This window comes from Amycolatopsis sp. VS8301801F10 (assembly GCF_046195355.1).
Lineage (GTDB): Bacteria > Actinomycetota > Actinomycetes > Mycobacteriales > Pseudonocardiaceae > Amycolatopsis.
In genome coordinates this window covers 8,023,697-8,045,598 of record NZ_CP176065.1, presented here as the reverse complement: position 1 = coordinate 8,045,598, position 21,902 = coordinate 8,023,697, and the positions used below count along the sequence as shown (strand labels likewise).

Annotated in this window: 23 protein-coding genes; 15 read left to right on the top strand and 8 right to left on the bottom strand. The window is 70.6% G+C overall.

Features of this window, described 5'->3' with window-relative positions; translation table 11 throughout:
* Nucleotides 1–2 precede the first annotated feature (2 nt).
* A complete protein-coding gene (locus tag F9C11_RS36840; protein ID WP_409181957.1) occupies nucleotides 3–659 on the bottom strand; it encodes a hypothetical protein in 657 nt (218 codons plus the stop codon).
* Nucleotides 660–743: 84 nt separating this feature from the next.
* Here F9C11_RS36840 and F9C11_RS36835 point away from each other — a divergent pair, with 84 nt between their 5' ends.
* Nucleotides 744–986, top strand: a complete 243-nt coding sequence (locus tag F9C11_RS36835; RefSeq protein WP_037358817.1) for a DUF3039 domain-containing protein — start codon at nucleotides 744–746, stop codon at nucleotides 984–986.
* Between the two features lie 124 nt (nucleotides 987–1,110).
* Nucleotides 1,111–1,959, top strand: coding sequence for a hypothetical protein (locus F9C11_RS36830; protein WP_409181956.1), 849 nt, complete (start codon nucleotides 1,111–1,113; stop codon nucleotides 1,957–1,959).
* 2 nt (nucleotides 1,960–1,961) lie between these two features.
* On the opposite strand, the gene F9C11_RS36825 is transcribed toward F9C11_RS36830, so the two are convergent.
* On the bottom strand, nucleotides 1,962–3,146 hold the full coding sequence (locus F9C11_RS36825; RefSeq protein ID WP_409181955.1) for a YihY/virulence factor BrkB family protein: 1,185 nt from the start codon (nucleotides 3,144–3,146) through the stop codon (nucleotides 1,962–1,964).
* Between the two features lie 227 nt (nucleotides 3,147–3,373).
* On the opposite strand from F9C11_RS36825, the gene F9C11_RS36820 reads away from it, so the two are divergent.
* From F9C11_RS36820 to F9C11_RS36800, 5 genes are all read left to right on the top strand, one after another.
* Nucleotides 3,374–5,119, top strand: coding sequence for a DEAD/DEAH box helicase (locus F9C11_RS36820; RefSeq protein WP_409187054.1), 1,746 nt, complete (start codon nucleotides 3,374–3,376; stop codon nucleotides 5,117–5,119).
* 349 nt (nucleotides 5,120–5,468) lie between these two features.
* The gene (locus F9C11_RS36815; protein ID WP_409181954.1) at nucleotides 5,469–6,605 is read left to right on the top strand and encodes a sugar ABC transporter substrate-binding protein; all 1,137 of its coding nucleotides are present in this window, start codon (nucleotides 5,469–5,471) and stop codon (nucleotides 6,603–6,605) included.
* Nucleotides 6,606–6,701: 96 nt separating this feature from the next.
* On the top strand, nucleotides 6,702–7,475 hold the full coding sequence (locus F9C11_RS36810; RefSeq protein ID WP_409181953.1) for an ATP-binding cassette domain-containing protein: 774 nt from the start codon (nucleotides 6,702–6,704) through the stop codon (nucleotides 7,473–7,475).
* A 17-nt stretch (nucleotides 7,476–7,492) separates the two neighbouring features.
* Nucleotides 7,493–8,926: a sugar ABC transporter permease gene (locus F9C11_RS36805; protein ID WP_409181952.1), complete on the top strand. Its 1,434-nt coding sequence runs from the start codon at nucleotides 7,493–7,495 to the stop codon at nucleotides 8,924–8,926.
* 22 nt (nucleotides 8,927–8,948) lie between these two features.
* Entirely contained in the window at nucleotides 8,949–10,118 is a 1,170-nt protein-coding gene (locus tag F9C11_RS36800) for an ROK family protein (protein WP_409181951.1), read from the top strand.
* A 600-nt stretch (nucleotides 10,119–10,718) separates the two neighbouring features.
* On the opposite strand, the gene F9C11_RS36795 is transcribed toward F9C11_RS36800, so the two are convergent.
* Nucleotides 10,719–10,898, bottom strand: a complete 180-nt coding sequence (locus F9C11_RS36795) for a hypothetical protein (protein WP_037358805.1) — start codon at nucleotides 10,896–10,898, stop codon at nucleotides 10,719–10,721.
* Nucleotides 10,899–11,239: 341 nt separating this feature from the next.
* On the opposite strand from F9C11_RS36795, the gene F9C11_RS36790 reads away from it, so the two are divergent.
* From F9C11_RS36790 to F9C11_RS36780, 3 genes are all read left to right on the top strand, one after another.
* Nucleotides 11,240–12,040 carry an EamA family transporter gene (locus tag F9C11_RS36790; RefSeq protein ID WP_409187053.1) on the top strand — a complete coding sequence of 267 codons (801 nt, stop codon included), beginning with the start codon at nucleotides 11,240–11,242 and terminating at the stop codon, nucleotides 12,038–12,040.
* Between the two features lie 64 nt (nucleotides 12,041–12,104).
* Nucleotides 12,105–13,457, top strand: coding sequence for a glutamine synthetase (locus F9C11_RS36785; protein ID WP_409181950.1), 1,353 nt, complete (start codon nucleotides 12,105–12,107; stop codon nucleotides 13,455–13,457).
* Nucleotides 13,445–14,203, top strand: a complete 759-nt coding sequence (locus F9C11_RS36780; RefSeq protein ID WP_409181949.1) for a DUF6885 family protein — start codon at nucleotides 13,445–13,447, stop codon at nucleotides 14,201–14,203. Before F9C11_RS36785 ends, F9C11_RS36780 begins: the two co-directional genes overlap by 13 nt.
* Here F9C11_RS36780 and F9C11_RS36775 read toward each other — a convergent pair.
* Nucleotides 14,170–14,559: a winged helix-turn-helix transcriptional regulator gene (locus tag F9C11_RS36775; protein ID WP_409181948.1), complete on the bottom strand. Its 390-nt coding sequence runs from the start codon at nucleotides 14,557–14,559 to the stop codon at nucleotides 14,170–14,172. The genes F9C11_RS36780 and F9C11_RS36775 overlap by 34 nt on opposite strands.
* 83 nt (nucleotides 14,560–14,642) lie before the next feature.
* Here F9C11_RS36775 and F9C11_RS36770 point away from each other — a divergent pair, with 83 nt between their 5' ends.
* A complete protein-coding gene (locus tag F9C11_RS36770; protein ID WP_409181947.1) occupies nucleotides 14,643–15,263 on the top strand; it encodes an NAD(P)-dependent oxidoreductase in 621 nt (206 codons plus the stop codon).
* 1 nt (nucleotide 15,264) lies between these two features.
* Here F9C11_RS36770 and F9C11_RS36765 read toward each other — a convergent pair whose 3' ends face one another.
* The 3 genes from F9C11_RS36765 to F9C11_RS36755 all read right to left on the bottom strand — a co-directional run bounded on the left by F9C11_RS36765 (nucleotide 15,265) and on the right by F9C11_RS36755 (nucleotide 18,688).
* Nucleotides 15,265–16,698 carry an APC family permease gene (locus F9C11_RS36765; RefSeq protein WP_409181946.1) on the bottom strand — a complete coding sequence of 478 codons (1,434 nt, stop codon included), beginning with the start codon at nucleotides 16,696–16,698 and terminating at the stop codon, nucleotides 15,265–15,267.
* A 158-nt stretch (nucleotides 16,699–16,856) separates the two neighbouring features.
* Nucleotides 16,857–17,510 (bottom strand): response regulator, encoded by a 654-nt coding sequence (locus F9C11_RS36760; RefSeq protein ID WP_409181945.1) that lies wholly within the window; start codon nucleotides 17,508–17,510, stop codon nucleotides 16,857–16,859.
* Nucleotides 17,507–18,688, bottom strand: a complete 1,182-nt coding sequence (locus F9C11_RS36755; RefSeq protein WP_409187052.1) for a sensor histidine kinase — start codon at nucleotides 18,686–18,688, stop codon at nucleotides 17,507–17,509. The genes F9C11_RS36760 and F9C11_RS36755 overlap by 4 nt, the downstream gene beginning before the upstream one ends.
* A gap of 124 nt (nucleotides 18,689–18,812) precedes the next feature.
* Here F9C11_RS36755 and F9C11_RS36750 point away from each other — a divergent pair, with 124 nt between their 5' ends.
* The 4 genes from F9C11_RS36750 to F9C11_RS36735 are packed head-to-tail and all read left to right on the top strand — an operon-like array spanning nucleotide 18,813 to nucleotide 20,966.
* On the top strand, nucleotides 18,813–19,382 hold the full coding sequence (locus tag F9C11_RS36750; protein ID WP_409181944.1) for a hypothetical protein: 570 nt from the start codon (nucleotides 18,813–18,815) through the stop codon (nucleotides 19,380–19,382).
* Nucleotides 19,379–19,582: a hypothetical protein gene (locus F9C11_RS36745; RefSeq protein WP_409181943.1), complete on the top strand. Its 204-nt coding sequence runs from the start codon at nucleotides 19,379–19,381 to the stop codon at nucleotides 19,580–19,582. The genes F9C11_RS36750 and F9C11_RS36745 overlap by 4 nt, the downstream gene beginning before the upstream one ends.
* A 10-nt stretch (nucleotides 19,583–19,592) precedes the next feature.
* The gene (locus F9C11_RS36740; protein ID WP_409181942.1) at nucleotides 19,593–19,970 is read left to right on the top strand and encodes a hypothetical protein; all 378 of its coding nucleotides are present in this window, start codon (nucleotides 19,593–19,595) and stop codon (nucleotides 19,968–19,970) included.
* Nucleotides 19,971–19,991: 21 nt separating this feature from the next.
* The gene (locus F9C11_RS36735; RefSeq protein ID WP_409181941.1) at nucleotides 19,992–20,966 is read left to right on the top strand and encodes a phosphotransferase family protein; all 975 of its coding nucleotides are present in this window, start codon (nucleotides 19,992–19,994) and stop codon (nucleotides 20,964–20,966) included.
* On the opposite strand, the gene F9C11_RS36730 is transcribed toward F9C11_RS36735, so the two are convergent.
* Nucleotides 20,958–21,893, bottom strand: a complete 936-nt coding sequence (locus F9C11_RS36730; protein ID WP_409181940.1) for a DUF3592 domain-containing protein — start codon at nucleotides 21,891–21,893, stop codon at nucleotides 20,958–20,960. The two genes, F9C11_RS36735 and F9C11_RS36730, sit on opposite strands and share 9 nt — an antisense overlap.
* Nucleotides 21,894–21,902 lie beyond the last annotated feature (9 nt).

Below are 21,902 nucleotides of genomic sequence, written 5' to 3'. Positions count from 1 at the left end.
CATCATCTGTGATCGCCGCGCGCACTGCGGCATCGGGTCAGCTCTGCCTGCAGATTTTGCCGCGCCGCGGTCTCCCAGCGTGAGCGGGCGCTTTCGGTGAGGTACAGCGCGGGCCGGGCGAGGAGGCTTTCCAGGACGGCGGCGCGGCCGGTCGCCCAGGCGTCGTCGGGGTAGCGCGCGTACTCCTGGCGCACGTTGTCCACGTACGCGGCGTACACGGCGGGCGGTGCGCCGAGGATGGCTAGGTCCGCATCGAGGAGGGCCGCTGCGGCTAGGTCGCCTTCGGGCGCTTCGTGGGCCGCGGTGGCGAGTACGAGGGCTTCGGCCTGGTCGATGTGCGCGTCGGCAACCTCCGCGCGCGTGAGCCAGCGGCGAAGCCATTCCGCGCTGCGTTGTTCGTCTTGGCCGGGTACGGCGTCGTAGACCACGTCGTGTGCCCACGCGGCGAGTACGACGACGGCGCGTTCGTGGAAGGGCAGGTCCGCCGCCAGTTGCTCCGCGTCGTGCGCGACGGCCGTGGCGTGGGCGAGGTCGTGGTAGCGGCGGTGCGGTTCGGTGTAGCGCGTTTCCAGATCCGCCCAAGCGTCGCGGCCGACGTGGTGGTCGCCGCCGAGCCGGGTCAGGCAGCTGTGCCAGCGGGGTGCGGACTCGTGCGGCATGGGCGCTCCTGAAGGGTCCCTTGGCAGGTCAGACGAGCCTAGCCGGGCATGACCGCGGGTGCGGTGCTGAGGCATGATGGTGACGTGAGCACCGAAACGCTGACCAAGCCGGAGACCGACAGCACCGAGTCGACCGACGACGACTCGCCGAAGATGTTCCACTACGTGCGCAAGAACAAGATCGCCGAAAGCGCGGTCATGGGCACGCACGTCGTGGCGCTCTGCGGCGAGGTCTTCCCGGTCACGAAGTCGCCCAAGCCGGGGTCCCCGGTCTGCCCCAAGTGCAAGAAGATCTACGACGGCCTGCGTCCCGGCGGCGACGACTGAGGTTCCCGCGCGTCCCGGTGCGCGGGAACAAAGGTGAAAATCCTTCACTCGGTGGCTGTGCACCCGGGGAGGAACTGGTAGACCTGCAGTCCGGCCAGTCGCCTCCCCGCAGGAGTGTCCCCGCATGCGCGCAACCGGGATCGTGCTTTCCCTCGTCGTCCTCCTGTCCGCCTTCAGCGCCGTCGCGGCGGGCGCCGCGGACGCGGTGACCGGGTGGACCACCGTCGGCTCGGACCGGGCCCGTCCGCTCGACGAGAGCCAGGGCCTCGCCACCGTCGAGCGCCCGTCCGGCGCCAGCATCCGCTACACCGGCATCGGCACCGTCGATCCGGGTCTGGCCGCGAAGGGCTGGAACCACATCGGCGACCCCGGGTCCGCGAAGGGTTGGTACGTCGAGCCCTACCAGCGCGACGACCGCGGCGCGAAACTCTTCCGCGTCGAGGCCCCGGACGGCTCCCGCGCCGACTACCAGCACGCGCTGGAATCGTGGGAGGCCAACAACAATTCGTTCGCCGCGGTGTCGCCCGACGCGCGCTGGCTCGTCTCCGGCGAGTGGGGCACGATGGACCGCCTGCTCGTCTACCCGATGCCCGGCGTCGCGGCCACTGATCCCGGCCAGAACCTGCCGTACGCGTCGGCGATCCGGCTCGACCACCAGGTGCGCGACGTCCAGGGCTGCGATTTCGTGTCCGCCACCCGGCTGATGTGCTCGTCCGACGACCCGGACGGCAGCCTCTTCGGTGCCGCCAAACCCTTGCTGCAGGTCGATCTCTCCGGCGCGGTCTCCGGCTCCGACGTTACCGGGCACGTGACTTCGCTCGGCCAGCTTCCGCTGCGAAGCGGCTGCAGCGGCAACTTCGAGGTCGAGGGCATCGACTTCGACGAGCGCGACGGGACCCTGCGGGTGGTGGTGATGTCGCCGAGCGTCTGCATCGCTTTCGACAGCAAGACGTGGCGGTTCCGGCAGGGCTGACGTCAGCCCTGCCGCGGTCGGCGCTGGTGCGGTTCCGGGCCGGGCGAAGGCTCGTCGGGCCGGGCGAGCTGCACGGTCTCCGAGTCGGTGTGGTTCGCCTCGGCGCCGCTGGGCTCCTCGTCCTCAGGATGCCGCTTCGGCCGCCGCAACGGCAGTGTCGTGCGGTCCCACAGGCGGCGGCCTTCCTCGGCCCGCATCCGTTCGTTCGCGCGTTCCATCTCCAGCCGCCGCCACTTGCGCCGCTGCCGCCGGGTCGCCTTGGCCGGCCACAGCTCTTGGATCGCGCTGTTGAAGTACGCGCCGCCGACCACCGCGAGGCCGATGAAGAACATCAGCAGCAGGAACGCGATCGGCGCGGCCAGCGCGCCGTAGGTGTAGCCGGTTTTGGTGATCCAGTTCAGGTAGATCCGCAGCCCGATGCTCGACACCAGGAACACCACGCCGGCCAGCATCGCGCCCGGCAGGCCGCGGTGCCACGGCAGCCGGCGCGGCAGTGCAAGCTTGTACAGCGTCGTCAGCGCGAGCGCGATCATCACGCCCAGCACCGGGTAGTAGAGCGTGCCGACCCACGACGAGACCGTCGGCCGCCAGTCGACCGGGAAGAACTCCGGCAGCAGGTCCGGCCCGATCGCCAGCAGCGGCAGCCCGACCACGAGCCCGATCAGCGCGCCCAGGTACAGCAGCAGCGCGAAAATCCGCTGCCACACCTCGTTGCGGACGCCGTACTGGTCGTGCGCGACGGTGATCGCGTCGACGAACGACGACATCGCCGACGAACCCGCCCACAGCGAGATCACGAAGCCCACGGACACGATCTCGCCCTTGCCGACGGTGAGGATGCTGTTCACCGTCGGCTCGATGATCTCCTGCACCGCGTTCGCGCTGAAAACGGTGTGGCTGAAGGTGATGATCCGGTCGTGCACCGCGGTGACCACGTTCTGGCCGAACCACTCGCCGATGAAGCCGACGCTGCCCAGCAGCCCGAGCAGCAGCGGCGGGAGCGACAGCGTCTGCCAGAACGCCGCCTCGGCGGCCTCGGAGAAGATGTTGCCGTCCCACGCTTTCGCGAGCGTGCGGGTCAGCAGCCGCCACGGCCCCCTGCGCACGGTCTTCTCCGGCACGCTCTTCTTCGGCGTCGCCTCGCCGTTCGGCGCTGCCTCGCCAGCGTCCGGTGTCACCTCGCCCATGGTGGGTCCCAGCATGGTCCATGCGCGCGGTTTTGGCTCGTCACCCCCGCCGAGACGGGGCGTGTCGGAGGACACCACCCGTGGCGGTGGCGGGCGCCGGGGGACTCGGAAGGTAAGCTGGCCGACGTGCCCTCATCGCGGCGCCCGGCGGCGAAGCCGGTGCCACAGTGGGGGTTTTCGCACGTCACGGCCGCGCCGAGCGGCCGGAGGAGGGGGTGAACCGAGTTTTGTCCGAGACGACCCAGCCGGTCCTCGGGGCGCCGCCCGCAGCGACGGACTCCACCGCGCGCCCGCTGCGCGCCTGGCAGCGCCGAGCGCTCACGAAGTACCTGTCGAGCAAGCCGAAGGACTTCCTCGCGGTCGCGACGCCGGGCGCGGGCAAGACCGTCTTCGGCCTCCGGATCGCCGCCGAACTGCTGTCGGACCGCACCGTCGAGGCGGTCACCATCGTCACCCCGACCGAGCACCTGAAGCACCAGTGGGCGGCCTCGGCCGCGGCGGCGGGCATCCCGATCGACTCGAACTTCCGCAACACCACCGGCGTCACGTCGTCGGACTACCGCGGGGTCGCGGTCACCTACGCGCAGGTCGCCGCGCACCCCACGCTGCACCGGGTGCGCACGGAGAACCGCAAGACCCTGGTGATCCTCGACGAGATCCACCACGCGGGAGACGCGAAGTCCTGGGGCGACGCGACGCGCGAGGCGTTCACCCCGGCGGTGCGCCGGCTGGCGCTCACCGGCACCCCGTTCCGCAGCGACGACTCGGCCATCCCGTTCGTCACCTACGAACCGGACGCCGGCGGGTTCCAGCGCAGCAAGGCCGACCACTCCTACGGCTACTCCGACGCCCTCGCCGACGGCGTGGTCCGGCCGGTCGTCTTCCTCGCCTACTCCGGCGAGGCGTCGTGGCGCACCAGCGCGGGCGAGGAGTTCACCGCGCGGCTGGGCGAGCCGCTCACCGCGGAGCAGAACGCGCGCGCCTGGCGCACCGCGCTCGACCCGGCGGGCGAGTGGATCCCGGCGGTGCTGCAGGCCGCCGACACCCGGCTCAGCCAGGTCCGCCAGGGCATCCCGGACGCGGGCGGCCTGGTGATCGCCACCGACCAGGAAACCGCGCGCGCCTACGCCAAGATCCTGGAGCGGATCTGCGGCGAAACGCCGACGCTGGTGCTTTCGGACGACCCGAAGGCGTCCGGGCGGATCAAGGAGTTCTCCGAGACCAAGGAACGCTGGATCGTCGCGGTCCGGATGGTGTCCGAGGGCGTCGACGTGCCGCGGCTGGCCGTCGGCGTGTACGCGACCAGCGCGTCCACCCCGCTGTTCTTCGCACAGGCCATCGGCCGCTACGTGCGGGCCCGGAAAAAGGGCGAGACGGCGAGCATCTTCCTGCCGAGCGTCCCGGTGCTGCTGGAGCTGGCCAGCGAGCTGGAAGCGCAGCGCGACCACGTGCTCGGCAAACCGCACCGGGAGAAGGAAGGCTGGGACGACGAACTGCTCGCCCAGGCCAACCGCACCGAGGACGAACCGGGCGAGGAGGAGAAGGCGTTCACCTCGCTGCACGCCTCGGCCGAGCTCGACCAGGTCATCTACGACGGCAACTCGTTCGGCACCGCGGTCTTCTCCGGTTCCGACGAGGAGCAGGAGTACCTCGGCCTCCCCGGCCTGCTGGAGCCGGACCAGGTCCGCGCGCTGCTGCGCAAGCGGCAGGAAGAGCAGATCTCCGACGAGAAGAAGCGCAAGCCGAAGGCCGAGGAGCAGGCCGCGCCGGCGCCCCGGCCGCAGTCGGTGACCGAACGGCTCGGCGCGCTGCGCAAGGAACTCAACGCGCTGGTCGGCGTGTATCACCACCGCACGAAGAAACCGCACGGCGCGATCCACAACGAACTGCGCCGCCAATGCGGCGGCCCGCCCACCGCGATGGCGACGGTGGAGCAGCTCGAGGAACGCATCGTCACGCTGCGCTCCTGGTAGTCCTTCGGCCCGAGCGAAGGGGCGCACGGCGGGTCCGTGCGCCCCTTTTCCTGGTAGATCGGTTCGTCCGGTTCGATCCGGGCGCCTGAACGGGCACGCCTGCCCTCACGACCGGACAAGACCGGACAACTTCTCGTTACTTTCGGTGCGTGGCAGGGATCACTCAGTCAGCGCACCGCGCGGATGAGGCCTGCGTTGCCGAACCGTGTCCATTTGGTTTCGGTTACTCGATCCCGCCATCTTCCGCAGAGCCGCCGCGCGGCATATGTTGTCGGCCACAACATATCTGCGACGGTGCACGGGGACCCCTCCCGATCACCCCGCGAGCATGATCGGAGAAGGAACGAGGATGCGCACCAGAACCCTTACCCTCCTCGCCGCGACGGTGAGCGCCGGCCTGGCGCTTTCGGCGTGCGGCGCCAACAGCGCGGGCTCCGGGAGCTCGGGGGACAGCAAGAGCTCCGCGTCCGCCCCGGCGGGCGGCGGCGCCAGCGGCAAGGTCGGCGTGATCCTGCCGGAGACCGCCACGTCGGCCCGCTGGGAAGCCTTCGACAAGCCGATGCTGCAGGCCGCGCTCTCCGCGCAGGGCTTCAGCGCCGACATCCAGAACGCCCAGGGCGACAACCAGAAGTTCTCCACCCTCGCCGACGGCTTCATCAGCTCGGGCGTCAAGGTGCTGATCATCGCCCCGTCCGACCCGGCGGTCGGCGCGGCGATCGAGGCCAAGGCCAAGAACGCGGGCATCCCGGTCATCGACTACGACCGCCCGAGCCTCGGCGGTTCGGCCGACTACTACGTCTCGTTCGACAACGAGAAGGTCGGCGAGATCCAGGCGCAGGGCCTGGCCGACGCGCTGAAGAGCAAGCCGGGAGCCAACGTCGTCCAGATCGAGGGCGCGCCGACGGACAACAACGCGACGCTCTTCGGCAACGGCCACGACAAGGTGCTCAAGCCGCTGTACGACTCGAAGGCGCTGAACCTCGTGCAGAAGCAGCCGATCGACAACTGGGACGCCCAGGTCGGCGGCACGACCTTCGAGCAGATCTTCACCCGCGTCAACGGCAAGGTCGACGGCGTCGTCGCGGCGAACGACGAACTGGCCGGCGCGGTGATCACCGTGCTGAAGAAGAACGGGCTCAACGGGAAGGTCCCGGTCACCGGCCAGGACTCGACCGCGGCCGGCCTGCAGGCGATCCTGCGCGGCGACCAGACGCTGACGATCTTCAAGCCGATCAAGGAAGAGGCGGAGAACACCGCGAAGCTCGCCGCCGCGCTGGCCAAGAACGACAAGGCCGCCGCGGACGCGATCGCCACCGGCAAGCTGCACGACCCGAAGAACAACCGCGACCTGAAGTCGGTCCTGCTGCAGCCGCAGCTGATCACGATCAAGGACATCAAGACCGTCGTCCAGCAGGGCTACGTCAAGGCGTCCGACATCTGCACCGGCGACCTCGCCGCCAAGTGCGCCGAAAACGGCATCTCCTGACGCCGTAGCCACTCCCCGCCAAGAGCAGCCGGGCCGGGACGCGTTCCCCCGACACGCGTTCCGGCCCGGCACCCACGCGAGAGACAAGCGAATCCCATGAGCGAGCCCATTCTCGACATCACCGGCCTGAACAAGAGCTTCGGCCCGGTCCACGTCCTGCACGACGTGGACTTCGCCGTGCGGGCGGGCGAAGTGACCGCGCTCGTCGGCGACAACGGGGCCGGCAAGTCCACTTTGGTCAAATGCATCGCGGGCATCCACCCGTACGACACCGGTTCCGTGCGGTTCAACGGCGCGGACGCGCACATCCGCGGCCCCAAGGACGCCGCCGGGCTCGGCATCGAGGTCGTGTACCAGGACCTCGCGCTCGCCGACAACCTCGACATCGTGCAGAACATGTTCCTCGGCCGCGAGCGCGGCAGCAGCTGGCTGCTCGACGAGGCCAGCATGGAGAAGGCCGCGCGCGAAACGCTGGCGTCGCTGGGCGTGCGCACGGTGAAATCGGTCCGCACGCCGGTTTCCTCGCTGTCCGGCGGGCAGCGCCAGACGGTCGCGATCGCGAAATCGGTGCTGTGGAACAGCAAAGTCGTCATCCTCGACGAGCCGACCGCCGCGCTCGGCGTCGCGCAGACCAAGCAGGTGCTCGACCTGGTGCGCCGGCTGGCCGAACAGGGCCTCGGCGTCGTGCTGATCAGCCACAACATGGCCGACGTGTTCGAGGTCGCGGACCGGATCGCGGTGCTGTACCTCGGCCGGCTGGTCGCGGAGGTCCAGACCGGCGACGTCACGCACAGTCAGGTCGTCGAACTCATCACCGCGGGCCGGTCGGGCGATCTCGGCCTGGCCCGTCCCGAAGCTGTCGCGCTGTGAGCGAGAAAGAACCCGCCATGACCGAAACTTCCGAGAAGCCGCAGACGCCGGACGCGCCCGCCGGGGCGATCGCCGACTTCGGCATCGACACCACCTCGCTGTCCACCGGCGAGGCGATCAGGGACTACTTCGCGCGGATGAAGGACGGGCAGCTCGGCTCGATTCCCGCCGTGCTCGGCGTGATCGTGCTCGCCGTGTTGTTCAGCGCGCTGTCCGGCGACTTCTTCACCCTGGCGAACATCGCCAACCTGCTGGAGCAGGGCGCGGGCCAGACCATCATCGCGATGGGCATCGTGTTCGTGCTGCTGCTGGGCGAGATCGACCTGTCCGCGGGCACCGCTTCCGGCGTCTGCGCCTCGCTGATGGCGCTGCATTACGTGCGCAACGGAAACCTGCTGGGCTCCATGGGAACCGGCGTGTTCATCACGTTCATCGCGGTGCTCGTGCTCGCGGTGGTGCTGGCGCTGCTGCAGAAAATCTGGGCCGGGGCGGCGGTTTCGCTGGTCGGCATCGTGGTGATCCTGATCGGCGCGCCGGTCAACGCGTGGGTCGAAATCGTCATCGCGATCTGCACCGGCACCGCGATCGGCTGCATCACCGGTTTCCTGGTGTCGAAGATCGGGATGCCGTCCTTCGTCGTCACGCTGGCGCTGTTCATCGTGTGGCAGGGCGTGATCCTGCAGTTCGTCGGCGAAGGCGGCACGCTGCCGATCAGCACGAGCGACACGCTCAACGCGGTCGCCAACGGCAACCTCTCGGTCGTCGGCAGCTGGGTGCTGTTCGCGGTCGCGGCGGGCGGATACGCGGTGCTCGCGCTCGGACAGCACTTCTCGCGGCTGAAGCGCGGGCTGGTCGTGCAGCCGACGCCGATCGTGCTGGCGAAAGTCGGCACCATCGCGGTCATCGCGGCGGTCGCGACCTACCTGCTCACCATCAACCGGGCGTCGAACGACCTCGTCGTGATCGCGGGCGTGCCGTACGTGGTGCCGATCGTGCTGGTCCTGCTGGTGGCGGGCACGTACGTGCTCAACCGCACCAAGTACGGCCGGCACCTGTACGCGGTGGGCGGCAACAAGGAGGCCGCGCGCCGGGCCGGCATCAACGTGCCGAAGCTGCGCACCAGCGTGTTCGTGATCAGCTCGTCGTTCGCGGCGATCGGCGCGATCGTGTACTCGTCGAAGGTCGGCTCGGTCAGCGGCCAGTCCGGCGGCCTGAACACGCTGCTGTTCGCGGTCGGCGCGGCGGTCATCGGCGGAACCTCGCTCTTCGGCGGCAAGGGCCGGATCATGGACGCGGTGATCGGCGGCGCGGTGCTGGCGATCGTCAACAACGGTCTGGGCCTGCTCCAGCAGAAGGCCGCGGTGGTCAACATCATCACCGGCCTGGTGCTGCTGCTGGCCGCTTCGGTGGACGCGTTGTCGCGACGGCGGGCTGAGGCGTCGGCCCGCTGAGGGCTGATGGGAAGATGACGCGGTGAGCAGCCCGCCCGTCGCCCGCCCGGACGAGGTGCGCCGGCACAACCGCACGACTCTGCTGCGCCTGCTGCACGTCGGCGGGCCCAGCACTCGGGCTGCCCTGGCCACCGAGATGGGGCTCAACCGGAGCACCATCAAGACCCTCGTCGACGGCCTCGCCGAGGCCGGCGTGGTCGAGGAGAAAGTGCCGAGGCCGGGACGAGGGGCGGGCCGCCCCTCGCTCCTGGTCCTGCCGCAGCCGCACGCCGCGGTCGTGCTCGCGGTCGACCTGCAGGTCGAACACGTGGCGATCGCGCTGGTCGGGCTCGGCGGGCAGATCCTCGGCCGCAACAGCTGGAACCTGCACGCCCGGACGCGGACCGCGGACGAGGTCATCACCCACGTCATCGAATCGACCCGGGTGCTGGCCGCCGACCTCGGCGTGGAACCGGTGGCGGTCGGGGTGTCGGTGCCCGGCGTGGTGCGGCGGGCCGACGGCCTGGTGCACGAGGCGCCCAACCTGCGCTGGACCGACGTGGCTCTCGGCGACCGGCTGTCGGCGGTGCTGAGGATTCCGGTGCTGGTGGGCAACGACGCCGAGCTGGGCGCGGTCGCGGAGCACCTGCGCGGGGCGGCCCGGGGGTCCTCGGACTCGGTGTACGTGTCCGCGGATGTCGGCGTCGGCGGCGGGGTGATTTCGCAGGGGTCTTCGCTGCGCGGGGGCTCCGGGTACGTCGGCGAGATCGGGCATATGGCGATCCGGCCCGGCGGGCGGGGCTGTTACTGCGGGAGCCGCGGGTGCTGGGAGACCGAAATCGGCGAGGCGGCGCTGTGCCGGGCCCTGGGGTTGCCGGAGGACACGCCTCGGGGGGTGATCCTCGTTGAGCTGCGGGAGCTGGGGCTGGATGCCGCCGCGGCCGCTTCCCGGCTGGGGGAGTATGCGGAGTGGCTCACGTTGGGGCTGGTCAACGTGGTCAATCTGCTGGGGCCTGAGCTGGTGGTGCTGGGGGATTTGCTGACGGTGCTGCCGGAGTCGGTGATGCGGGCGGTCGCGGAGGAGGTTCGGCGGCGGAGTCTGGTTTCGCGGGCGGTGGGGGGGACTCGGATCGTCAGTTCGGCGTTGGGGGCGGATGTGAAGCTGCTGGGGGCTGCTGAGGTGGCTTTTGAGGTGGTTTTGGACAGGGTGTGAGTTTAGGGGGCGGCTCGTCGCCCTGGCGGGCGACATTGCGCTTTGTTGGGTTGCGTGGGGCCCCCGAAGCTTGATTGTGCTGACGGTTCGGGGTGCTTGTCAAGGCGGGAAAGATGCCTTGACAAGCACCCCCGAACCGCAGGGAGGCTTCGTATCGGGGGCGGGGGGAGGGGCGGGTGCCTCGCTGTTTGGGTGCATCGGTGGCGGTTTTTGGGTTGGGGCTTGCGCCCCAACCAGGGGCGGTGGCGTCGTGAAGTCCGTTAGGGCGGGAGCTGTGGAGCTTCGGTCTTGGCTCTGAGGGGATTCTCTTCCCATAGGAAGCCCATCACGGACTTTTGGGGAAAGCGGCTTGTTCGCCCGAGGGGCGCGGAGCACGTGCCCGGAAGGCCGTGGGATGCCGGTCAGTGCTGGCCTGGCGGGTGTCGGGAAGGCCAGCGCGGGTCTAAGCGCACCAGGCGGCCTGGGTCAGCACGTCGAGAGACAAGCCGGAAGACACCGAGGCGGCACCAAACCGCCAGCCTGAACGGCCTCGTCCGGAAAAAGCCGGAGGCGGCAAGCGCGTGCGCCTGCCGCCTCCGGGAACTGTCTTGGTGAGCGAAGTTACTTCTGGATCTCCGCGGCCAGTTCCTTGAGCTTGGCCTCGTGCTCGCGGGCGTGGTGCCCGCAGAAGAGCAGCTCGCCTCCGGAGCTGAGGACAGCGCGTACCTGTGCTGCTGCGCCGCACCGGTCGCATCGGTCGGCTGCGGTCAATTCGGGGCGGGTGAGCGTCGGTGTTGTCATGGGGGTCTCCCTCCGTCCCGGCACCGGTCGCCCGGTGCCTCGATCCAGCTACGCCCACTTCGGTCTCGATGCCTTCGGCGGGGATCGCTTCCGGCTCCGCGGTGTTCGTGCTTCCACTCTTGCAGACGTTTGGCGGCCCGCAAGTGTTCCCGCGCCGGTGGGAGGTGCGTCACGCCGAATTAGCCCGGTTGCCGCAACGATGTTCCACTCCGTAGGACCAGACCACCCGATGCCGGGCGTTTTCCGTGGTCAGGCACCATTTGGGAGTGGGCATCGCACTCTCCTGGAAACGCGTGAACGCGATTCCGGCACCGGTCTTGTTCGTTCTCAGCGGAATTTCTCTGTATGCCGGTGCGGCCATCGCGGTCGACCTCTTCGGGCACGCCACGCCCTCTGGGGTCGCGTGGCTGCGCTGTCTCGGGGCGGCCGTCGTGCTGCTGCTGTGGCGGCGGCCGCCGAAAGCCGCCTGGCGGGGCAAGCGGTTGCTGCTCGCGGGGGCTTTCGGGGTCGTCACCGCGGGGATGAACGTGGTCTTTTACGAGGCCATCGCGCGGCTTCCGCTGGGCACGGTCGTCGCGCTGGAGTTCGCCGGGCCGGTCGTCGTGGCGGCGATCGGGTCGCGGACCCGGCGCGATTTCCTCGCGCTGGTCCTGGTGGCGCTCGGCGTGGTCGCGATCGCGGACGTGCGGATCGCGGGCAGTCCGCTCGGCGTCGTGTTCGCGCTGGCCGCGGCGGCTGCTTGGGCCGGGTACATCGTGCTCGGCAAGCGGGTCGCGATCGGCGGGGACGGGCTGGATTCGCTGGCGGTCGGGTTCGTGGTGGCGACCGTCGTGCTGTCGCCGCTCGCATGGGGCACCGGCGAAGTGTGGGCTTCGCCACGCATGCTGCTGCTCGGGATCGGCGTCGGCGTGCTGTCGACCGTCGTGCCGTACGCGCTCGACCAAGTGGTCCTGCGCCGGCTCGGCCAGGCTCGGTTCGCCGTCCTGCTGGCGTTGCTGCCGGTGACGGCGGGCGTCGTCGGGTTCCTCGTGCTCGCGCAGGTGCCGAGCGTCGTCGAGGCGCTGGGGACGCTCGCCGTCGTCGCGGGAGTGGCGTTGCGCAGCCGGGACGACGCCGGGCCGGTCGCTGAGCCGCCCGGGTGAATCCTCGCGGATGGCCGGGGCGGCCCGGGCCCGCGATACTGATCCCGAGCCCGAGGAGGTTGCCATGACCAAGGCGGCGTCGGCGGCGGCGAAGGACCTGGCCGCGGCGGGGGTCGGCGGCGTCCACCTGGCCTGGGCGGACAACAACGGCATCCCGCGTTCGCGCGTGGTCCCGGTCGGCGGGCTGGCCGACGCGGCGGTCCGCGGCGTCGGCGCGACCTCGCTGTTCGCGGTCTTCGACAGCCACGACGCCATCACCTACGCCCATTCCGGCCTCGGCACCCCGTCCGGCGACATCCGGCTCGTGCCGGTCGTGGAACGGCTCCGCCGGCTCTCCGGGCAGCCCGCGCTCGCCTGGGCTCCGGTGCGGCAGCTCGCCGCGGACGGTTCGCCGTGGCCGTACTGCCAGCGTTCCGTGCTGGAACGCCAAGTCTCCGAGGCGGCGCGGCGCGGACTCGAATTCCGGGCCGGGTACGAGCTGGAGTTCTCCGTCGCGCCGGCGGGCAGCCAGGACGTCGTGTCCGCGCCGGGACACCGCGGTCCCGCCTACAGCCCGCACGCGCTGATCGGCCTGGACGAGTTCGTCGCCGCGCTGCTGCACGATTTCGCCGCGAACGGCCTGCAGATCGGCCAGTTGCACGCGGAATACGGCGTGGCACAGCTGGAATTGTCGCTCGCCGCCACCGATCCGGTGTCCGCGGCCGACGATCAGCTGCTGGCCCGCCAGACCATTCACGCGGCCGCGCACGCACACGGGCTCGTGGCGAGTTTCGCGCCGATGATCGGGCTCGGGGCCGCCGGGAACGGCTGGCATCTGCACACTTCCGTCCGGCGCAAGGGCCGGAACCTGCTGACCGGCGACGGCGTGCCGGAAGGCGAAGGCGCGGCCTACGTCGGCGGGTTGTTGCGGGATTTGCCCGCGCTGACGGCGGTCACGGCGCCGAGCGTGCCCTCGACGATGCGGTTGCGGCCGGGGTTTTTCGCTGGTGCGTATGCGTTTTGGGGCGTGGAGAACCGCGAAGCGCCGCTGCGGTACGTCCCGGGCACGGCGTTGCTCGGGGCGGAGCACGCGAATGTCGAGCTGAAAACGTCGGACGCGTCGGCCAATCCGTATCTCGCGCTGGCCGTGGTGCTCGCCGCCGGGATGGCCGGGATCGAGGACAGCGCGGTCCTGCCGGAGCCGATCGCGGACGACCCGGGCAGCTGGAGCGAAGGGGAACGGAACACCGCGGGCGTACTGCCGCTTCCGGCGAGTCCGTCCGAACAGGACACTGCGCTGCTGGCGAATCCGCGCGTGTCCGGGGTGCTGGGGGACGAGCTGCTCGGCGCGTTCCGCGCGGTGCGCGCCTCGGACGCGGCGTGGGCCGTCGACCGGGCGCCTGAGGAGATCGTGGCGGCGCATCTGTGGCGGTACTGAACACGGGGCTTTCCGACGTCCATTGGCTTCCCGGCGGTGCGCGCCTGGTCGCCGAAGCCCGGGCGGAACTGCCGCAAAAGGACGGCTTGGCGGCGGCCTTCGCCGGGCTCGTGACGTTGCGCGCGGCGGACGTCGCGGTGCCGGACCAGGACGAGGTCGCGATCGCCGCCGGGACCGTGCGCGCGCCGGCCGTTCTTCCGGCAGGTGCGTTGTCCCGCAACGACTTCCGCCTTCCGATCCCGTTCGACGAGACGGCCGCGGGCACGTCTTTGGAAGAGCTGGCTGAGGCGATCCGGACGCTGTCGCAGGGAAAGCTGGCGGTGGTCCCGGCGTTGGGGGAGTGGAGCACTTCGACGGTTTCGGATCTCTTGCTGGGCCTGTGGGAATTGCCGCGGGTGGCGGTGCTGGCGCGGGTCGATCCGGCGGAACTGGGCTCGCCGGACACGCCGGAACGCGCGCTGCAGGACTACCTCGACACCGGCATCCCTCCACTGTGGACGAACCGGTGGCGGCCGCCCGCGCCGCACCACGTGCTGCTCGCCGGCGTGCGGCTGGGCGCGGAGGGAACGCTGTTGTCCGTTGTGGACACTTACCGCGAGCTGGGCGACGAAGGCGTGCACGACCAGCCGGTGGAGTGGGTCGCGGCGGGACTGGAATCGGTGCTGCTGGTGGCGGACACCCGGTATGAGGAAGCGTTGGCGCAGGCGGCTTCCTACGCCGGGTTGCGCAGCTGCGGTGCGTCGTAGCGCTCTTGCGCGTCCAGCAGTTCGTCCCAGTGCTCGGCGACCCAGTCGTAGACGACCTGCATCGGCTCCAGCAGGCTGCGGCCGAGCGGCGTCAGCGCGTACTCCACCCCCAACGCGGGATCCTCGTGCGCCGTCCGGGACACCAGCCCTGAGCGTTCGAGGCCGCGCAAAGTCTGGGTCAGCACCTTCGGCGTGACGCGGGGCAGCGGCACCCGCAGTTCGGAGAATCGGCGCGGCCCGTCTGCCAGGCAGTGGAGCACCAGGGCGGACCACTTGTCCCCGAACCGGAACGGCACCAGCGAGGACGGGCACAGCTCCTCGAACAGGTCGGGAGGCAATGGCTGCCGAACGGTCATCGCGGACTCCTCTCAGTATCCCGGAGGGAACCGGCCCCCTGGCTACCTTCCAGAGCATCGACACCCCAGGAGGTATTCCCACGATGAGCAAGATCGTCATTTTCGGGGCGGGCGGCCGGACCGGGCGGCAGGCGGTCGCGGAGGCCCGGCGGCGCGGGCACGACGTCACCGCGGTGGTCCGCGATCCCGCCCGCTACCAGGACTTGGCGGACGCAGTCGCCGGCGACGTCACCAGCGCGGCCGAGGTCGCCGCCCTCGCCGCCGGGCACGACGCGGCCGTCAACGCGGCCGCGGTTTACGGCGAGGGCACCGATCCGGAGGCGTTCTTCACCGGCGCCGCCCGCGCTCTCGTCACCGGCCTGGCGCGGGCGGGAGTGGACCGGCTGGTCGCGGTCGGGCTGTCCGCGCTGCTGCCGGCCGCCGACGGAACCTCGGTGCTGGACTCGATTCCGGCCGAGTTCCGCCCGTTCTGCCTGGCCCACGCGGCGGGACTCGAGGTGTTGCGCACCGAGGGCGCCGGGCTGGACTGGGTGTATGTCAGCCCGGCCGGCGACTTCGACCACGACGGCGAGCGCACCGGTCGCTACGAAATCGGCGAGCACGGCGACCTCGCGCGCAAGATCTCGTACGCTGATTTCGCCGTGGCGCTGCTCGACGAGATCGAGAACCCGCGGCACCACCGCGTCCACCTCGCGGTGGCCTGACCTACTTCGCGAAGCGGGAGTGCTTGCGGCCGTAGAAGAAGTAGATCAGCAGGCCGAGCACGAGCCACGCGGCGAACCGGAGCCAGGTCATCACGTCGAGGTTCAGCATCAGGTAGAAGCACGCCACCGCGGCGACGATCGGCAGCACCGGCGAGAACGGCACGGTGAACGGCCGCTTCAGGTCCGGGCGGCGTTTGCGCAGCACCGGCACCGCGACCGCGACGATGATCATCGCCGACAGCGCGCCGATGCTGACCATGTCGGCCAGCGCCGAGATCGGCACGAACGCCGCCAGCACGGCGATCAGTGCGGCCCCGCCGATGGTCATCCGGTGCGGCGTGCCCCAGCGCGGGTGCGCCGTGCCGATGGCCTTGGGCAGCAGGCCGTCGCGGCCCATCGCGAAGCCGATCCGGCCGATCGTGACCAGTTCGACCATCATCACCGACGTCAGCCCGGTGACCGCGCCCAGCGAGATCAGCGCGCCGACCCAGTGCTGGCCGACCCGGTCGAACGCGTCCGCGAGCGGTGCGCCGGAGTCGATGTCGGAGTAGTGCACCATGCCGGTGAGCACGATCGACACGCCGATGTAGAGGACCGCGCACACGGCCAGCGCGCCGAGGATGCCGACGCGGAGGTCCTTGCGCGGGTTGATGGTTTCCTCGCCGAGGTTGGCGAGCGCTTCGAACCCGGTGTAGGCGAAGAACACGACGGCCGCGGCGGTGACCATGCCGGCGATGCCGTACACCGACTGCTCGAGCCCGAGCACGGCCTGGACCACTGGCTGGTGCAACGCGTTGGCGCTGCTCGACGGCGGCTGCGCGGGCGGGACGAACGGGGTGAGGTTCGAGCCCTTCACGAAGAACACGCCGACGGCGAGGATGAGCACGCAGACGGCGACCTTGACGAGCACCAGCAGATTCGTGAGCCACGAGGACTCCTTGATGCCGACCACGGCCACCACCGTCAGGACCGCGATGATCAGCACCGCGCCGACGTTGACCGTCGCGTTTTCGCCGAACCACTCCGGCGAGAGGCCGAGCAGATTCGCGAGATAGCCGGACCAGCTGCGCGACACCACGGCCGCGCCGAGCGCGAACTCCAGCAGCAGGTCCCAGCCGATGATCCAGGCGAAAACCTCGCCGAGGGTGGCGAAGGCGTAGGTGTAGGCGCTGCCCGCAGTCGGCACGCTGGACGCGAGTTCGGCATAACACAGCGCGGCGAGCCCGGCGACCACCGCGCCGATCACGAACGAAAGCGTGACCGACGGCCCGGCATGCGTCTTCGCCTCCACCCCGGCGAGGGTGAAAATGCCGGTGCCGATGATGATGCCGACGCCGAACCCGATCAGGTCGCGCCCCCTGAGCCGCCGCTTCAGCTCGCCGGATTCCTGCCGCTTGAGGACTTCGTCGACGTCGAGAGTTCTCCGCTCGCCCATGGGGGAACGTTAGAAGGTCGCGCGCGGATGCGCAGATCGGCTAACCGGGTGGCTCGATGCCGTGGTCTTGGCGGGGATCGTGGCTTGGCCGCGGGAGGCGCGGGTTTTCTTGCTCGGTCGGGGACGGTGGGAAGGTCGTGCGCGGATGCGCAGATCGGCTAACCGGGTGGGTCGATGCCGTGGTCCTGGGCGAGGATCGCGGCCTGCACCCGCGACCGCAGGCCGAGCTTGGCCAGCACCCGGGAAACGTGCGTTTTCACCGTCGCCTCGCCGATGTACAGCCGGGCCCCGATCTCGGCGTTCGACAGGCCCGCGCCCAGGCAGCCCAGTACCTCGCGTTCGCGTTCGGTGAGGTCCGCGAGTCCGGCCGGCGTGGGCGACGGTCCGGCCGGGGTGTTGGCGAAGGCGGTGATCAGCCGTTTCGTGACCTGCGGCGCGAGTACGCCCTCGCCCGCCGCGACCAGGCGGACGGCCTCGATCAGGCGCGGGGCCTCCACCGATTTCAGCAGGAATCCGGCGGCTCCGGCGCGCAGTGCGGCGTGCACGTACTCGTCGAGGTCGAAGGTGGTGAGGACCAGGACCTCGGCGAGCCCCTCGGCGATCAGCTGGCGGGTGGCGGTGATCCCGTCGGTGCCGGGCATCCGGACGTCCATCAGGACGACGTCCGGCCGCAGCGCGCGGGCCTGGCGCAGCGCGACCTCGCCGTCGGCGGCTTCGCCGACCACCTCGATGCCTTCGGCGTTGCCGAGGATGAGCGCGAGCCCGGCGCGGATGGCGCCGTGGTCGTCGGCGACGAGGACTCGGATGGTCATGACGGCTCTCCGGCGAGGGGAAGTTCGGCGTGGACAAGCCAGCGCGGCCCGGACGGACCCGCTCGCAGGGTGCCGCCGACGGCGTGCGCGCGCTCGCGCATGCTCAGCAAACCGTGTCCGCCGCTGTCGGACTGGGTCGGCGCGCCGAGCAGGTCGTTGCCGATTTCGACGCTCAGCGTGCCGTCGGCCGCGCGCAGCCGCACGGTCACCCGGCCGCCCGGCGCGTGTTTCACCGCGTTCGTCAGCGATTCCTGCGCGATCCGGTACGCGGTGAGGTCGACCGCCGTCGGCAGCGCGAGTTCTTCGTCCACAGTGGAATCCACGGTCACCGTCATGCCCGCCGCTCGCGCCGATTCCACCAGCCGGGTCAGCTCGGCCAGCCGGGCCGGAGCGGTCACCTCGTCCTCCGCGGATTCCGAACGCAGCAGGCCGATCATCGCGCGCATTTCCTCCAGCGCGCGCACGCTGTTCTCGCGCACCGCGACGAGCACGGTCTGCGCGGTCTTCGGATCGTCCGCCATGGACAGTGCCGCCTCCGACTGGATGGCGATCGCGGACAGGTGCCCGGCGACGACGTCGTGCAGGTCGCGGGCCATCCGCGCGCGTTCGGCCGCCACCGCCGCCCGCCGGTCCAGCGCGGCGATCGTCGCGAGCTGCTCGGCGTTGGCGCGTTCGGACGCCGCGATGTCGCTCTGCTGGCGTACGTTCGCCCCCCACCACACCGGGACCAGCAGGAACGACAGCATGCTGAACGCGCCCAGCGCCGCCGCCCGCCAGCCCGCGACGGCCAGGAACACGAACAGCACGGTGAGCGTGACCGTCGCGGTCAGCCCGACCAGCACCCGGGTCGTCCAGCGGGAGCCGTACAGCATCGCGGAGTACAGGAAGTCCGTGTACGCGATGGCGATCGGCAGCGAGAGGCCCAGCACGACGTCGACGCCGACGATCCCGGTGGCGATGAGCAGTCCCCACGGCACTTTCCGGCGGAGAAACGTGGCGAGACAGATCGCGCCGAGTTCGGCGAACCGGATCCAGAGCGGGAAGGGGTCGCCGTTCGGCAGCAGGCGGTGGCTGTCGGTGAAGTACAGCATCGTGCCGCCGGCGAACACCGCGAGCGCGATGAGGCCGTTCTGCTGCCACGGCGGCAGTTCGCGCGGCCGGGGGAGGGCCGAGCGCAGGTCTCGCAGGCGCACCCGACCATGACAGCACACCGCGGCGTCCCGGTCGTCCTACGAAATGATGACCCCCCGATCGTGCCGTCCGCTGACGCGCGCTGACGTCCGCACCCGCCACAGTGGAGCCATGGACGAGATTTTGGCCAGTCCGATGACCATCGCCATCGTGGCGTGCGAGATCGGGTTCTGGGTCTTCATCGCGGCCGGGCTGCTGGCCCGGTACGCGCTGCGCAAGCAGAAGGCCAGCACCGTGCTGCTGGCGCTGGTTCCGGTGGTCGACCTGGCGCTGCTGGTGATCACCGTGATCGACCTGATGAACGGCGCGAAGCCGAACGTGACGCACGGGCTGGCCGCGGTGTACCTGGGCTTCTCGGTGGTGTTCGGGCCCTCGATGGTGGAGTGGGCCGACGTCCGGTTCGCGCACCGGTTCGCCGGAGGACCGCGGCCGGAGAAGCCGACCGGCCGCGCCAAGGCCCGCAAGGAATGGCGCGAATGGGGCAAATGCGTGCTGGCGTCCGCGATCAGCGCCGGACTGCTGCTGCTCGCGATCGTGGTGGTCGGCGATCCGGACCGCGTCGAGCCGCTGTGGGGCTGGCTGCCGAGGCTGGGCACGGTCGCCGGCCTGTGGTTCGTCTTCGGGCCGCTGTGGCAGGAGATCTTCGGTTCCTCCGCGTCGAAAAAGGAGGCGTCGCGGTGATCGAGCTGTTCGGGATTCTCCTGGTGGTGCAGGGCGCGGGCGGGCTGATCAACCGGCTGGCCGGGGCGGGGCACCCGAGCTGGTTCGTCCAGCTTCACGTGCTGCCGCCGAACCTGCACGTCATCGCCAGCGTGGTGCTGCTCGGGGCGGGCGTGGCGGTGCTGTTCGCGAACCGGGCGCGCAAAAGCCGCCGCGGCTAAACTCGGGAGCATGGCGGCCGGTCCGGTACTGCTGTTCGCCGTGGTCAGCGTGGCGCCCTCGGCGTTGTTCTGGGCTGCCCTCCGCGTTCCGGCGCTCTGCCGCTGGCTGCGTCGGCGCCGCGCGGCTCCAGTGCCGTCCGAACCGCCGGTGGAGCAGGTGGCCGCCGATCTGCGCCGGGTACGCCGGACGCTCGCGGAACTTCCCGCCGGAACGCCCGCCGCGCGCCGGTTCGGCACCCGGCAGGCGTACGACGAACTGCTCGTCACCGCCTGCCGCGAGATCGGCGTCGAGCACCGGCTCGACGGATTGCGCGAGGGTGCCGACCGGGACCTCGAACGGCTGCGGATCGAGGATTCGCTGAGCCGTAAAGGATTCGTGCTGTCCTGAGCGGAGTGGCAGGATGCCTGGGTGGACTTCCAGCCGAAAGACCGGCCCGCGGACGCGTTCCAGCAACCTCTCACCGCCGACCAGATCGAGCTGCTGTGCCGCCGCGCGCTCGGCTCCGGCGTGCGGTCCGCGGCCGAAATCGGCTGGGGCGGCTACAACAACACCTACCGGGTGGAGCTGGCCGACGGTCCGGCGATCCTGCGCGTCGCCCCGGAACCGGCGCGGCAGACCCGGATCGAGCACCAGTTCATGCGCAACGAATACCTTGCCGCGCCGTACTTCGCGCCGATTTCGCCGTTGCTGCCGCGCACGCTCGCCGCCGACTTCACCCACCAGGTCATCGGCCGCGATTACGTGCTGCAGGCCGTTCTCCCCGGAGAGCCGGGCCCGGAAATCCTCTCCGGCTTCGAGCCGGAGGAGCGGGCGCCGTACTTCCGCCGGCTCGGCGAAATCACCCGCGCGATCCACGACGTGCGCGGGCCCGGTTTCGGTCTCGTCGCCGGACCGCATTTCGCGACCTGGAGCGAAGCGCTGGTCGCGTACTTCGAGGACAACGCCGCGGACGTCGAAGACCTCGGCCTCGACGGGTCCGACCTGCGCGCGGTGGCCGCCTGGGCGAAGCGCGACGCCGCGCTGCTCGACGAGATCACCGAACCGCGCCTGCTGCACGGGGATCTGTGGCACGTGAACGTGATGCTGACCCCGGCGCTGGAGATCGTCGGGGTGTTCGACCACGACCGCAGCTGGTGGGGCGACCCGGCGGCGGACTGGACGATCCGCATGGCGTCGGTGAAAACGGGCTCGAAACGGGATTGGTTCTGGGACACCTACGGGCGGCCGGACGAGTCTCCGTCGGCGCGGCGGCGCGCGTTGTACTACGAAGCCCGCCACCTCGGCGCGGTCCGGCTGGAGCGGTACCGGCTCGGCAAGGAGGGGAAGGTCGAGGAGTCGTATCCGGAGCTGGCCGAGATCCTGGCGGCGCTGGAGTCAGAGTGACGGATCCGAGCCGCGCAGCGCGGCCCACCAGAAGCCGAACGTCGCGATCAGCACGCTGACCGTCAGCCAGCCCGCGAACCCGCTGCCGTCGACCAGCGCCCAAAACGCCCCCACCACCGGCGCGACCGCCAGCACCGGCAGATCGACCCGGAACTGCCGCGCGAGCCCTACCGGCGTGGCCGCGGCGAGCGCGCGTTCCTCGTCCGGTTCGGAAGGGTTGTCCAGGCGACGGCCGCGAGGCTCGCCAGTGCGCACCGAGCCCGCCGGATACAGCACCTCGTCCTCGATCCGCACGGCGACGTGACGGTCCGTGCGCAGGTCGCCCAGCACCTCGACCCGCGAGGGCGACGGCAGGCCGATCAGCGTCGGCGAGAAGTACACCGGGATCCACCGCGGCGTCGCGGTGTCGGTCTCCAGCCAGGACCGGGTCAGCAGGCCGCGCTGCACCTTGATCCGGCGCACCGGCACCGAAGCGCCCGCCTTGCGCCGCGAGGGCTGCACAAAACGCGTGAAAAGCAGGAATCCGTCCACCGCGAGCATCGCGACGACCGCGACCACCGTGACCGTCGCGTACGTCGAGGCGCGGTCAGCGGTCACCAGGGCCGAAGCGCCGGCCGTGACTGCCCGCGAAGGCGCTGACGGGTCGTATCGCACCGGAACCTTCGCGCCCAGCCGCGGGGGAGTGGTGTCCAGCTCGACCGCCGCGCTCGCTTCCGGCTGGTTCGGCACCGGGAACCGCACCGTGACGGTGGCGTCGTCGACCCGCGACACGATGCCGGTCGCGGTCGCGGTGAGTCCCTGCAGCCGCGGCCGGGTGCTGTTGAACTCCAGCAGCTGCACCACGAACACCACAGCGCACGCGACGAACACGACCGCACTCGTCACCAGGATGTGCCGCACCGGCCGCGACCGCAGGAAATTCCGCACAAGGCTCAC

Coding starts and splice junctions, on each gene's coding strand:
- F9C11_RS36840 (WP_409181957.1), bottom strand. CDS start 659: ATGCCGCACGAGTCCGCACCCCGCTGGCACAGCTGCCTGACCCGGCTC.
- F9C11_RS36830 (WP_409181956.1), top strand. CDS start 1,111: ATGCGCGCAACCGGGATCGTGCTTTCCCTCGTCGTCCTCCTGTCCGCC.
- F9C11_RS36825 (WP_409181955.1), bottom strand. CDS start 3,146: ATGGGCGAGGTGACACCGGACGCTGGCGAGGCAGCGCCGAACGGCGAG.
- F9C11_RS36815 (WP_409181954.1), top strand. CDS start 5,469: ATGCGCACCAGAACCCTTACCCTCCTCGCCGCGACGGTGAGCGCCGGC.
- F9C11_RS36810 (WP_409181953.1), top strand. CDS start 6,702: ATGAGCGAGCCCATTCTCGACATCACCGGCCTGAACAAGAGCTTCGGC.
- F9C11_RS36805 (WP_409181952.1), top strand. CDS start 7,493: ATGACCGAAACTTCCGAGAAGCCGCAGACGCCGGACGCGCCCGCCGGG.
- F9C11_RS36795 (WP_037358805.1), bottom strand. CDS start 10,898: ATGACAACACCGACGCTCACCCGCCCCGAATTGACCGCAGCCGACCGA.
- F9C11_RS36785 (WP_409181950.1), top strand. CDS start 12,105: ATGACCAAGGCGGCGTCGGCGGCGGCGAAGGACCTGGCCGCGGCGGGG.
- F9C11_RS36775 (WP_409181948.1), bottom strand. CDS start 14,559: ATGACCGTTCGGCAGCCATTGCCTCCCGACCTGTTCGAGGAGCTGTGC.
- F9C11_RS36770 (WP_409181947.1), top strand. CDS start 14,643: ATGAGCAAGATCGTCATTTTCGGGGCGGGCGGCCGGACCGGGCGGCAG.
- F9C11_RS36765 (WP_409181946.1), bottom strand. CDS start 16,698: ATGGGCGAGCGGAGAACTCTCGACGTCGACGAAGTCCTCAAGCGGCAG.
- F9C11_RS36760 (WP_409181945.1), bottom strand. CDS start 17,510: ATGACCATCCGAGTCCTCGTCGCCGACGACCACGGCGCCATCCGCGCC.
- F9C11_RS36750 (WP_409181944.1), top strand. CDS start 18,813: ATGGACGAGATTTTGGCCAGTCCGATGACCATCGCCATCGTGGCGTGC.
- F9C11_RS36740 (WP_409181942.1), top strand. CDS start 19,593: ATGGCGGCCGGTCCGGTACTGCTGTTCGCCGTGGTCAGCGTGGCGCCC.